The sequence below is a fragment of the Psychrobacter sp. N25K4-3-2 genome, assembly GCF_015351755.1.
Lineage (GTDB): Bacteria > Pseudomonadota > Gammaproteobacteria > Pseudomonadales > Moraxellaceae > Psychrobacter > Psychrobacter glaciei.
The window spans coordinates 17,581-30,495 of sequence record NZ_JADKLX010000005.1 but is presented as its reverse complement, the minus strand read 5'-3'; the positions used below and the strand labels follow the sequence as shown (position 1 = coordinate 30,495).

General features: G+C 43.7%; 11 protein-coding genes. 6 read left to right on the top strand and 5 right to left on the bottom strand.

Features of this window, described 5'->3' with window-relative positions; genetic code table 11:
* Positions 1-69 precede the first annotated feature (69 nt).
* Positions 70-1,053, bottom strand: coding sequence for a class 1 fructose-bisphosphatase (locus tag IOD06_RS11580; RefSeq protein WP_194621015.1), 984 nt, complete (start codon positions 1,051-1,053; stop codon positions 70-72).
* A gap of 408 nt (positions 1,054-1,461) precedes the next feature.
* Between IOD06_RS11580 and IOD06_RS11575 the strand changes: the two genes are divergently transcribed.
* The 3 genes from IOD06_RS11575 (at position 1,462) to IOD06_RS11565 (ending at position 4,342) form a co-directional block, all read left to right on the top strand.
* Complete coding sequence (locus IOD06_RS11575) at positions 1,462-2,535, top strand: aspartate carbamoyltransferase catalytic subunit (protein WP_194621014.1); 1,074 nt, start codon at positions 1,462-1,464, stop codon at positions 2,533-2,535.
* A gap of 171 nt (positions 2,536-2,706) precedes the next feature.
* Complete coding sequence (locus IOD06_RS11570; RefSeq protein WP_141629679.1) at positions 2,707-3,801, top strand: dihydroorotase; 1,095 nt, start codon at positions 2,707-2,709, stop codon at positions 3,799-3,801.
* Positions 3,794-4,342: a DUF2127 domain-containing protein gene (locus IOD06_RS11565; RefSeq protein ID WP_194621012.1), complete on the top strand. Its 549-nt coding sequence runs from the start codon at positions 3,794-3,796 to the stop codon at positions 4,340-4,342. Before IOD06_RS11570 ends, IOD06_RS11565 begins: the two co-directional genes overlap by 8 nt.
* 318 nt (positions 4,343-4,660) lie before the next feature.
* On the opposite strand, the gene IOD06_RS11560 is transcribed toward IOD06_RS11565, so the two are convergent.
* From IOD06_RS11560 to IOD06_RS11550, 3 genes are all read right to left on the bottom strand, one after another.
* On the bottom strand, positions 4,661-5,935 hold the full coding sequence (locus tag IOD06_RS11560; protein ID WP_194621011.1) for a sodium:proton antiporter: 1,275 nt from the start codon (positions 5,933-5,935) through the stop codon (positions 4,661-4,663).
* A 116-nt stretch (positions 5,936-6,051) separates the two neighbouring features.
* Positions 6,052-7,668, bottom strand: coding sequence for a DUF2254 domain-containing protein (locus tag IOD06_RS11555; RefSeq protein WP_194621010.1), 1,617 nt, complete (start codon positions 7,666-7,668; stop codon positions 6,052-6,054).
* 161 nt (positions 7,669-7,829) lie between these two features.
* Positions 7,830-9,383 (bottom strand): YihY/virulence factor BrkB family protein, encoded by a 1,554-nt coding sequence (locus IOD06_RS11550; protein WP_194621009.1) that lies wholly within the window; start codon positions 9,381-9,383, stop codon positions 7,830-7,832.
* A 321-nt stretch (positions 9,384-9,704) separates the two neighbouring features.
* Here IOD06_RS11550 and wrbA point away from each other — a divergent pair, with 321 nt between their 5' ends.
* Both wrbA and IOD06_RS11540 read left to right on the top strand, forming a co-directional pair.
* The gene (wrbA, locus tag IOD06_RS11545) at positions 9,705-10,322 is read left to right on the top strand and encodes an NAD(P)H:quinone oxidoreductase (RefSeq protein ID WP_194621008.1); all 618 of its coding nucleotides are present in this window, start codon (positions 9,705-9,707) and stop codon (positions 10,320-10,322) included.
* A 40-nt stretch (positions 10,323-10,362) separates the two neighbouring features.
* Complete coding sequence (locus IOD06_RS11540; protein WP_194621007.1) at positions 10,363-10,836, top strand: hypothetical protein; 474 nt, start codon at positions 10,363-10,365, stop codon at positions 10,834-10,836.
* 90 nt (positions 10,837-10,926) lie between these two features.
* Here the strand turns inward: IOD06_RS11540 and IOD06_RS11535 are convergent, their stop codons facing one another.
* Complete coding sequence (locus tag IOD06_RS11535; protein WP_194621006.1) at positions 10,927-11,697, bottom strand: DUF3108 domain-containing protein; 771 nt, start codon at positions 11,695-11,697, stop codon at positions 10,927-10,929.
* 851 nt (positions 11,698-12,548) lie between these two features.
* Between IOD06_RS11535 and IOD06_RS11530 the strand changes: the two genes are divergently transcribed.
* Positions 12,549-12,842, top strand: coding sequence for a co-chaperone GroES (locus IOD06_RS11530; protein WP_025652227.1), 294 nt, complete (start codon positions 12,549-12,551; stop codon positions 12,840-12,842).
* The last annotated feature ends 73 nt before the right edge of the window (positions 12,843-12,915 follow it).

Genomic DNA, 12,915 nt, shown 5'->3' with positions numbered 1-12,915 from the left:
GGACACTCATTATAAATCCACATCAATAATGGACATTATAATGAGTGTTACCGGACTGGTTCAGCTGACTTATTTATCAGTGTGCTTTACATGTAAGTCTTTAATATAATTGACTTCATTCTTGCTACCGAGTACCACTGGGACGCGCTGATGAATATCCGTCGGTTCGATATCTAGGATACGATGGACAGCATCAGTAGCACCGCCACCAGCACGCTCGATTAATAAGCTCATTGGGTTGGCCTCATACATCAAGCGCAATTTCCCTGCTTTGTGAGCGTATTTGGTATCAAACGGATAAGTGAAGAGACCACCGCGGCATAAGATACGGTGCACATCACCAACCATGGCGGCAACCCAGCGGGTGTTAAAATCGCGACCACGCACACCAGCTTCGCCAGCAATCAATTCATCGATATACTGTTGCATGGGTGCGCGCCAGTAGCGATAATTTGAGCTGTTGATCGCATACTCGCTTGTATCAGCATCGATTTGGACATGGTCTTCAATGAGTACATAGTCATTGGTGTCTGGATCTAAGCTAAACATGACAACCTTATCTGCTATGGTCAATGCTAGGACGGTAGAAGTGCCGTATAATAAATAGCCAGCTGCTAGCTGCTTATTACCCGCTTGCAAATAATCGCTATTTTCACTTGTCTGACCTTGACGCTCATACGGTAAAATAGAGAAAATAGTGCCCACTGCCATATTGATGTCGATATTTGATGAGCCATCAAGGGGGTCGAACAATACCAAAAGACTGCCATCAGCATTGGCGGCGGTAGCATCATCAAGCTCTTCTGAGGCAACACCTGCGCAATGGGTATTTTTTTCCAACGCATCAAGCAATAAATCATTTGCCAGTACGTCTAGTTTTTTTTGCTCTTCGCCTTGGACGTTTTGATTGCCGGCTTCACCCAAGATATCTGCCAACGCCCCTTTTCTAAGCAACTGCGAAATAGTTTTGCCAACGTCTGTGACCGTCGTAATGACGTCATTCAGTGCAGGGCTGGTCGCATTGGCGTTTAAATAGTGTGCTAAGGTCGTCATGAGGCTTCCTAATAAATGGCCTAGAAATTTGAAAAAAGATAAGCGCTAAAGCAGTTTGCAGGTAGCATTAACCACTCTTGGAGCAGGTAAATATTTAAATAGGTGGTACGGCGTCTTTGTCCCACACACAAAATCAGCTACACTATCTCTGTTATTATTCATTGATAGTTTTAGAGTACTGGTTTTTTATTGTGGTGGGTATAGGTCTATGACTATTATCTAATAGCACTGCCGATATCTAATAGCGCTGCCGAACTTGTTTTACATCGCTTATACTATTAGGGTAAATTGTAGCAAATAAGCGCCTAAATGTCCCTGTATCTGTGCGTATCCGTTATAAATGAACAAACAAAGATGAATAATCCGTTATTATTGACTCATATAAACCAACGATAAAGACTTGTCATTATGTCAAATTCTATTGATAGTAGCGCAACACACAGCATCTCACCGACAGATTATGCCAAATTCGACCCCGATACCATTCATCAAAAACTAAATACCTCGTTAAGTCGTCCACAGCTTAATATAGATGGCGGCATCCGGCATTTTTTGGGCGTAGAAGGGTTAAATAAAGCCCAATTGCAGGCGATTATTGCTAAAGCTGAGACATTTTTTGATGATAATGGACAATTAATCAATCGTCCTGAGCTGGAAGGCTACACGGTGATGAATCTGTTTTTTGAGCCATCAACGCGTACGCGCACGACCTTTGAAGTGGCAGAAAAACGTCTGGGTGCTAATGTGCTCAATATCGATATTGAACGATCTAGCACTAAAAAAGGCGAAAGCCTGCGAGATACCTTGTGGAACCTACAAGCCATGACGGCGGATATTTTTGTCGTACGCCATTCTGCTTCAGGCGCTGCCCACTTTATGGCGACCGAAGTCACACCAGACATTGCTATCATCAATGGCGGTGATGGCTGGCATGCCCATCCGACCCAAGGCATGCTGGATATGCTCACCATTCACCGTGAAGCGCCGCGTCCTTTTGAAGAATTATCGGTGGCAATCGTTGGGGATATAAAGCATTCACGCGTCGCGCGCTCGGACATCAGCGCCTTGCAAACGCTAGGCGTTACAGATATTCGTGTCTGCGCACCACGTACATTGTTGCCCAAAGGCATTGAGCGTTTTGGTGTACAAGTTTATGAAAATATGGATGAGTGCGTGACAGACTGCGATGTGATTATGGGCTTGAGAATTCAAAACGAGCGTATTGGCTCGCCATTACTGGCGTCATCAAATGAATACTATAAGCACTATGGCATCACTCCAGAGCGGGTCGCACTTGCTAAACCTGATGCGTTGGTGATGCACCCAGGACCTATGAATCGTGGGGTGGAGATTGCCTCTAGCGTTGCCGATGGGGCACAATCTGTGATTTTAAAGCAGGTGAATAACGGTATTGCTATTCGTATGGCGGTATTGTCGCTTGCGATGGAAGGTCAACGCGCTCATCAAGCAGCTGGTAAGTAATCGCTGCCGCGCTGTTTTATTCTCACTTATTTTATTGATACGGTAATAACGCTCATGTCTACTATGCTCAATACTGATGCACCGCTCATTGACCATCTCCCTGATACTTTTAAAGCATCACTTTCAGATACTGCGAGAGATAAGCTGGCTAGCCTTGAGGCTGGACGCGAGATGTGGTTGCTGCCACCGTTGGTTGATTTGTGTGCCCGTCTACGTGAACCAGGCCAACAACAACACGGTACGCTAAAGTCAGAAGGTTGCGCTGCTCGAGCCAATGGTTTTTTGCATGTAGTGACGCCACCCGATACCAATCCTATCTTAGAAAACGGCTCGCTGTTAAAAGGTTTGCGTGAGCGCGCGCTTGAAGATGGCGGTATTTATTTGCATATCTTGGGTGCACTAACGGCAGGTTTGGAAGGTGAGCGTCCATCTAATATCGCAGGACTCAAAAAAGGGGGCTGTATTGCTGTGTCTAATGCGCGTAGACCTTTTGCCAATGATTTGGTATTGCTGCGTACTTTAGAATATGCTGCAACCTTTGGGATGAAAGTATTCTTTTATCCTGACGAGTCCAGTCTGTCAGGAGATGGGGTGGCACATGAGGGCTATATTGCCTCATATCATGGACTAAAAGGTATTCCATGGATTGCAGAGACTGTGGCCTTGTCTACTCAGCTATTGATGGTCGAAGAAACGGGAATTGCTGCTCATTTTAGCCAATTGTCATGTAAGTCTTCCATTGAGCTAATGCGCTGGGCGAAGGATAAAGGTTTGCCGGTTACTTGTGATGTGGCCATGCATCAGTTGTATTTAACCGATGATAATTTAGAGGGTTTTAATGCCCAAGCTTACGTGTTACCGCCACTGCGCAGTAATACAGATCAGCAAGCCATCCGTCGTGGATTAAAAGATGGCACCATTGATGCGATTTGTAGTCATCATGAGCCATTGAACAGTACTGCCAAAAAAGCGCCCTTTGCCGATTGTACACCCGGTATTTCAAACTTCGATACCTTTATGGCGCTGGCATGTCAACTGGTCAATGATGACGTATTAACGCTAGAGCAGTTGGTCGATAAAATCTGTCTAAATCCTGCAAAAATCGCTGGCATTAGCACGCAATATGAACACATTGGCGGTGCCGTATTGGTCGATCCGAATATCGAGTGGCAAGTCACTGCGCAATCGATGCTGTCAAATGGTAAAAACACGCCGTTCTTTAATCAGAAATTGCAAGGGCGCGTCGTGGAGACGTTCTTTGGCTAATTTTCCCCAACGGGACGAGGATTTACAGACATCTTCGAGGGCTAATCGCCATGACCGGTCAAGTCATGATGATAGGTTACGCGGTGAATCTAGTGAGTCGATTAAAGCGGTAGCCGTCTATGAAGTGGCTAAAGGGGTCAGCGCGCTACTCGGGGCAGTCGCGTTATGGTTATGGCATACTGACCTTGAGCGTTGGCTCGCCACTGCCACAGAAACTTGGCAGCAGAACTTTGGTCATTTTCTTGCACCGCAAATCGACAGCATCGTGCGGATTGCCCAGCAGGCAAGTAAAAATTGGCCTTTATTTCTATTATTTATATTTGTCTATGCAGCGATACGTTTCATTGAAGCTTATGGCTTGTGGCAAGATAAGACATGGGCCTATTGGTTCAGCGTCATCGGCTACGGAATATTTATTCCTATAGAACTGTATTATTTGATTGCCCGTCCCTTTGACTGGTTTAAGCTGGCTATTTTTATTTTAAACATTGTCATCGTTATTGTGGTGTATCGTAATATGAAGCAAAAAGGTCTAATATAAAGTTTTATAGTCAGAGCACTTTTAAACCGCTACGGTGTTACCTGCCCTAGATGGACTCAGTGTACTATAGTCAATCCACTATAAAAGCGTTACAGCGTTAACCTCGCTTGAGGTATTAAATATACATCTATACTCGGTTGCCTTGTAGCGATTCTAACATTCCTTGACTATAGATACTGATTAAAAAACCCAGCATAAAGTTAATGGCTTTATACTGGGTTTTTATTATCTGCAAGCTTTTATGATTGGTATTTTTATTGTTTACATAGTCAGTGAAAAGTAATATCAGCAGTATCGTAGCGTTTTAGAGTTCTTTGACTATAGCTCAACGGTTTTCTCATCCGTACGAATGCTCTTGGCGACTTTGCCGACGCTCAACCCTTGCACCAAGATGGAGAAAATGACGACGGCATAAGTGAGTGCCAATAAGATATCGCGCTCTGTGCCCATAGGCAATTGCAGTACTAGGGCAACCGAGATACCACCGCGCAATCCGCCCCATGTCAGCACTTTCCATGCACCAGCTGGCAAGTTAAGTTGACGACTAAAGGTCTTAGTAGTCATGCCAACCACGATCAGCCTTGCTAATAGAGCGATGATAATGGTCAGACCACCTGCGATAAATAAGTTACCCGAATAGGCGATTATCACAACTTCAAGACCAATCAAAACAAACAAAATAGCGTTGAGAATCTCGTCTATTAACTCCCAAAACAAATCAATATAGTGGCGAGTCTTATCACTCATTGCCAGCTCGCGACCGCGGTTGCCGACCATTAATCCCATCATTACCATGGCCAGTGGCCCTGATAAATGCCAATGACTGGCCAGCGCGTAGCCACCTATGACACCTGCTAAGGTTAATAGCACCTCTTCTTGATAACTATCAATGCTCTTTATTAAATAATACAAAATCGCACCGAGCACTAAGCCAAAGACAACACCGCCACCAGCCTCGACAGCCAAGGTATGTGCTACATAATTAGCGGTTGGAATATCACCGCTAGACAAAATACCAAGCAGCAAGACAAAAATAACGACGCCGATGCCATCATTGAATAAGGACTCGCCAGCAATGACCGTTTCGATGCTTTTTGGCGCACCAGCCGATGCCAAAATACCCATGACTGCAATCGGATCAGTCGGTGATATTAAAGCACCAAACAATAAGCACCACAGAAAGGGTAGGCCAAAGTCAAATAGGGGCAGCATAAAATACAGGGCAGTGGCAATGAGTAACGATGACACTATGGTGCCGATACCTGCAAGAATACCAATGGGTAATTTATAACGTTTTAAATCACTAATATTGACGTGCAACGCTGCTGCAAATAACAGCATAGAAAGCATGCCGTCGAGTAGTACTTCAGTAAAATCAAGCTGCTCTAATAAGCTGACCTCATAATCAATGAGCTGGTCAAAGCCTAAAAAGCCCAAAAAAATCGCGCCGATAGATAAGAGAATGGAGATGACCATGACACCAATGGTGGTGGGCAAACCAATAAAACGATGATTAACATAGGTCAATAAAGCGGTAATAGATAAAAAAATCGCGCTGATTTCAAGGATGGTCAGACTGGTGGTAGATGCCATGAAAGAAGTCTCAGGGTGAATGTAAAGATATCTCTAAGCCAAAAGCTTATGAGTGTTGCGTCAATAGAGTGTTTGTTCTTATCTGCTGGCATTTGATGTGCCAATAACTCAGATCATTAGCTTGATTCTGTCTGTAACGCCTTATCAATGTGGGCAGCAAACTCACCAACATATGCAAAATATTGATGAGCAGAGTCGTCGTCAAGGATAAATTGCGTTGCCTGTTGGCACATGGCTTTTAGATCATCGATTAATTCGATATAGCTCAGATTTTCCTCGCCTGCGCGCGCAACCAATTTCAGTTCGTGCAGCAGGGTTTGCTGTTGTGCTGTATTTACTCGAGCGTAGTTCAGATCGACCATTGCCTGACAGAGGGCTTTTAGCACCATCAAATCGGCAGTTGCGTAACGGCGTATCTCACCAAGTGAAGTATCAATAAAGTCTGATATTCTTGGTGTATGAGTGACGACAGCTAGCATTGTAAATCGTTGCTCTTTGCTAGTATCAGCGTCGTCGTTTTGCGTTGGTGGCGTATAAAAGTGATAAGGACTTGGTGGTTGACGACGCATGATAATACTCAAGCAAGTGGTCAGTGACTGTACACAATTGACCGCCGTTTTGGGATCATTGATACCAGGAGACAGGGCACGCACGGCTATCTCGGTCATTTGTCCTAGACTATAAGCGATATCATTAGAGTGTGTTACGCGCTGCTCAATACGTATGCAGGTGGCAAAGCGCTGCCAAAACATGCCATCGGGTGTACGCGGAATAACAGCCAAGTGTGCTGTCTTCGTCCTCTTTAGGTTGTTTGGATGATCAGCGGGGCGTTGATAAAAATAGCCAATAACGTTTTTGTCAGTGACAAAATCGCCAAGATTGGCATGGAGTTGCACCACGCCACCGTAGTCTTGTGTCAATGTGATTAACGATTCTAGATAAATTTGTTGTAAGTAACCACAGCTTGGCGAATAGATGGTCGTCTTCGGCCAAGCGTAAAACTGCTCAACGTCATTGTCTTCAACATCACGCTGATGTGTGATATCACACTGGTCACTATACCAATGGTAAATACTTTTAATCGCATCGTTGCTGGCATTTTGAATGACATGCGATGCTTGAATGGCATGTACCATATGTTGGACAAAATATACTAATAACAAGGCACAGATAATCGCCATGATAATGGCAAAGGTTACTGCTAACTGCGGCACACCAAATGCAACGTCATACTTATGAATCGACTTTAAGACCAATAAACTATAACTAAAGGTACCGATAAACGCACCTAAGACAAATTGGTTTGGCGTATCTGTCAAAAAATTACGTAACAATCGCGGCCCAAATTGCGAGGAGGCCATTGATAATACGGCAATAGTTATCGAAAACGTGGTGCCTGCGACGCCAAGTACCGCCCCTGCAATCGCGGTCATAATTGCGCGTGCCGCATCATCATCGCCCGTAAAGGCAAAACTGAGCTCCCTGACGGTTTCACGGTCAAAGTGCTCATCAATCGTGACTAAGATAGGCGCGAGTATTATACCCACGAGTACACAAGCAGTCGGGATAAACCAATAAGAGCCAATCAAATGCTCCCAAAGGTTTCTAAAGCGATCAGGCAAGTCGGTTAGCGTCTTTAGCGACCATAACTGTGCGAGATTTTTTAGTCCGTTTTGTCCTTTATTGACAGCGCGGGTAAAGAGGCTGTTTTTAGCATGGTCATTGGCTGCCATAGGTATTGAGGTATCCAAAATAATAGTTATTTGACAGTTATATTGCTTTGTTGGTTAAATTCATCATCAGTTCAATACAAGAAAGTACGGCAAGCATGACATCCAACCGGGGTGGGTTTCCCTTGCTAACCGTACTATTACCGCTCAATTACTGATTTTACTCATATTGCTTTTGGATTGTCTGCTTCAGTAATGATAGTGTTTTTACCTTCGCGTCTACCAGCATCGGTTTTTACTGGTTGTTCGCCAGTGTCTTTAGGAATAACAATTTCATGGTCATGATTGTCGCAGTCTACATCGCTGTCTTTATCATACGCCACAGGGTCAAAATGCGGGACATCATTATGAACATCTGAAGTATCTTTGGCTAATTGCTGAGTTGGGGTAGTCATCGTTTTTCTAAACAGTTTGTCCCTCTTATGCGGATGAGAGTCAGCGTCGTCATTTGCTGATTTTTTGCGAGGCTCACTGTTTGTGAAGATAGTGCCCAATGGTAAGTTTAGCTGTGCTTTGGCAAATGCCTCAGTATTCTCAAATCGAGCGACCAACAGGCTTAACCAAGGTTTCTGATCTTCTTGATTCATCTCGTCCAGCTCATCCTTGATAGGTAGCGGATAAGGCAATGTACGATAAAAGTCCCATAACGTCATGTTGCGCAAGTCCTTTTTGAGCACATAGTCATCGTCTTCGGTCATGGTAATGAGATTGCTATCTTGCAGATAGTTAATATAGGTATACCACTTTGGTAACTCTTTGCGGCCCAGCACATTACGTAGTGCTTGCTCGCTAACCGCTTCACCCTCTAAGTGATGGGTATACACGAGATTTAGCATGTCTAACAAGCTAAGCAGCGGATGGCGCGGGTAGACTTCCTCAGTTTCAAAAATCGTCAAGGTATAACTAATCTCAACCCCTAATAAAATTAAATTCCAAGACAAATATATCCATAATAAAAAGATAGGTAGCGCGGCAAAAGCACCATAAATCGCCTCGTAACTGGTAAAGTTTGCCATCACAGTACCAAAAAGATGCTTCATCAACTCAAAGACGATGGCAACAAAGATACCGGCAATCGCTGCATTTTTTGCTGGCACGCGAGCTTTTGGGATAAACCAATACATCCCGATAAAACCAGCGATGGTGATGCCAATTGAGACGGCTTGTACCCAAAAAGACCAATCAATACCATAACCCGCAATTTGGCGGTTTAAAAAACTCAGGCTTTGCACGGTACTTGAGGCGATAAATGCCGTACCCAACACAAGCGGCCCTAGGGTAACGATGGTCCAATAGCGCAGCATGCTTTTGATGCCACCTGAACGATTTTCTACGCGCCAGATTTGGTTAAAAGCGCGCTCAATGGTCGTCAAAGTCATGATGGTCGTAAAAAATAACACCATCGCACCAATGATGGTGAGGTTTGATGATTTTTCCGCAAAGCTATTGATATACTCGCTGACCTGCATGCTTGATTGTGGCAGCAAGTTGCTATAAATCACCTCATAAATCTGTGCTCTGACCGAAGCCAATGCTGGTACTGAGGATAAAATCATCAGTAGTACTGTTAGTATCGGTACAATAGATAGCATGGTCGTATAGGTAAGTGACGCCGCTTTTTGTTGGCAGTTGTCTTCAAAAAAGTGCCGAATCAAAAATCGTAAGAACTGAAACCATCGTTGGTGTAAAAATGGGAGTTTTTTTAATAAGTTTTCCATGTCGACCATTTAGCAGCGATAAGAGTGACAATAGTGTAACAAAAATGTACCGCCCGCATCTGCCAAATAATTGTGTCAAAATGCACGGTAGCCACCGTTAACGGGTTTGGCTCGCTACAATGTCGAGCAGCGTTTGTTTGCATGTCAGTCAATGACTGGGGCATAATGTGCACATATATTTTAGTGTTTAACTTTGGACGATACACAGGCATAGAAGTGGCTGTGCAAAAACTGACTGCCTAATGGCAGCGTAAAACGCTGGTACACTGCGAATACTGATAAAGACAATAACGTCGACGATTTTATGAGGAAGTTTTGCTAATGAGTCAGACCACCCCTTATGTTTTGGTGCTTTATTATTCGAGTTATGGTACGACTAAGACATTAGCATATGCGATTGCACAAGGGATTGAGGATGCTGGCATGACCGCACGTATCCGTACTGTGCCTACCGTTGCACCCGAAACCACGGCAAGCAAGCCTGCGATACCGGACGAAGGTGATTTGTATTGCACGATGGATGATCTCAAAGGTTGCAGCGGTCTGGCGCTTGGTAGTCCGACGCACTTTGGCAATATGGCCGCGCCCATGAAATACTTTTGGGACAATACTGTCACCCTTTGGTTGGCAGGCAATCTACAAAACAAGCCAGCTTCGGTATTTACAGCGACCGGCTCGATGCACGGTGGTCAAGAGACGACACTGCTGACCATGATGTTACCGTTGATGCACCATGGCATGATGATCGTGGGTATACCGTATGCAGAATCCGCCCTCAATCGTACCAATCGTGGTGGTACGCCTTATGGCGTGAGTCATGTTAGCGGCGCGTTGCATGATCAACCGGTATCTGCTGATGAGCGTGAACTGGCAATTGCGCAAGGTCGTAGACTTGCCATTACGGCGACGGCTTTAGCACAGGCTAACTTTGGTCGCTAAGCCGCACTGATATATTGCTTATAAGGAAAAGATACTTCTAATGGCTATTAACCGTTCTGATAACGAGGCTAATGCCCCAATAGAAAAAGCTACTGACGCTGGCAAGCCTATTGCACCGATGCGTCAACGCTTGCTGCTCACGTGGTTGGTTTGGATGGCATACCGGTTACTGGCCTTGCCGATTATGATCAGTGTTTTTAATCCGACTAGCCCTGATATCATTGGTGGCATCGCTTGGCAAACGCTGTGGTTGATTCCGGCTTTTATCTTGACACCAGTGATATTACGCGGCCGCTCGCCCTATATGCTATTGATTGGCAGTATGCTGACCTTGGTGTACTTAGGGGCTAGTGGGGTCGTGCTGTTTACTCGTTTTTATGGCAGCAGCGTGATTGAAATTCTGGTCTATTTGCTTGATTTTGTCTTACTATTTGCAATCAATGTTTGGTTATTTATTTTACTAAAGCGTCTACCATCGATGAATAATGTCGTTAAGCAGCCTCGTTCTCGCTAGTCGTTTATTCTTGATTTACCAGCATAAAAAAGCGGCGCTCTGCATTAGAGCGCCGCTTTTTTTCGTCTTTTTACTGGTATGATAAAAGCCTTAATTGACTTTGGTTAATTCTAAGTCCATCTTTTTGCCATCGTTAATCTGACTTACTTTTACCGGTAAATAATCTAAGCTTGGCGCTAACCAAAAACTGGTAGAGCGGCTGTCGTCATCATGGATACGATCGACACGCACGGTATCAAAGGTACCGGCTGGCACGGTGATTTTGGTATTGCCAGATTTTTTAAAGGGTGTTTTCTCAATTTTATCTTTCTTCGCCATATAGTAATTACCTGAGAATTTACCGTTCAGTAAATCTTGGCGAATTTGCACCTCAAGGCTCAAATCATCAAAGGCTTGCTGCGCCATACTCATGGTTGAGGTTTTACCTCTATAGTTACTGGTGACCTTTTTGCTACTTGGGTTAAAGTCTAATTTATGTGTACGTCCAATACCTAGGAGCTTATAGGTGGTACTGGCCTGAGTTGGGATCACATTGTTACCATTGATGGTAAACGTACTATTTTGTGCCGCACTTGCGACGCCAGCCACCCGTGCATTGACATTGTACTTCCATGTATTGCCCGATTTGTTGAGCGTACGGGTAGCCGTGCCTTTATATTTGTCTTCAACGGTAAAGCTATAATTGGCGTTCGATGGTTGAATGGTTTTTGCTCTGGCAAGGGTAGGTGCGGTCATACTTAAAGCTCCGATAGCAGCAATACTAACGCCCGAGGTCAAGGCAGTTAAGAGTTTGGACTTGCTACGTGTGGTGTTGTTAGAATCGGCTATTGATGACTTTTTATTTTTTGATAAAAAACTCATGGATGTTCCTTAGTTAATATGATGCTGATATAGCAGCTTTTATCGATAGTTCTTATTATGTTGATAGCTTATATTTCTAGCCCCTATAATGGTCATACTCTGTTACATTTTCAAGAGCAACAGCAGACTGGCACGTGTAGTGCTTGTAGCAAATGTTGCTATAAAGCTTAATACAACGGTTAGAGGTAACTTGCTGTAAAGTCAGAAATAAGAGACAAATAAAACATAGGTTTTATATTAAGTACCGCGATTTAGCAGCCTTTCATTCAGTCTTTCATTCAGCCTTTTATCCAGCCAACATTCCTCAATATATTCACTTCTCATTTTTCCAAAGTTCGTACATTGCATTTGCTAAATAATATTAAATGATAGAAAACACTGAATACTGACTTATCATTAGGGTCTATTGAACATTCAAATATGGCACTGGCAGTGGCTATTTTTTAGACAATACGCAGTGAAATTTTTGACGCCTAGTCATTCTAGGGTAGACAATTTCGCCATGTATTGGCAAAAAATATCCCTGCCCTGAAAGGCTGATGCTAAAATTGCCCCAAACGTTGTTATAAACCTAGCTAAGGTCTCGACATTATCGTCGGTTTACGCCTAGTTTGATGCGATGTTATCGATCAGCAGTCCTAATATTTGAATGTTCAACAGACCCTAGAATAATCTTGTAAATTTTTGGCGTTTACACTTGAAGCTAGCCCATCTTGCCCCCACTTTTTGATACAAGCTCAAAGCTTATCTTTAGAATGCTGCTTTTAAGCGGTAATGCTTATAGATATTGGTATTGAGACCATTAATTCAAATAAACCCTTATTGTAAATAACTAAATTATTGGAGACATATTGATGAATATTCGTCCTTTACATGATCGTATTGTTGTCCGCCGCATAGAAGAAGAAACAAAAACGGCTGGTGGTATCTTGCTTCCTGGTTCTGCTCAAGAAAAGCCTTCACAAGGTGAAGTACTAGCAACTGGTAACGGTCAGATTCGTGACAACGGTGAAACTCGCGCGTTAGATGTAAAAGCTGGCGACAAAGTCTTGTTCGGTCAATATGCTGGTCAAACTGTCAAGGTTGACGGCGAAGAACTACTTATCATGAAAGAATCTGATGTATTGGGTGTGTTAGAAGGCTAGTCCTTTTTGAGTGTTTTTATACTCAGCGCATTTTTGACAATATCATTGAAACATTTAATTGCATTCTCATACT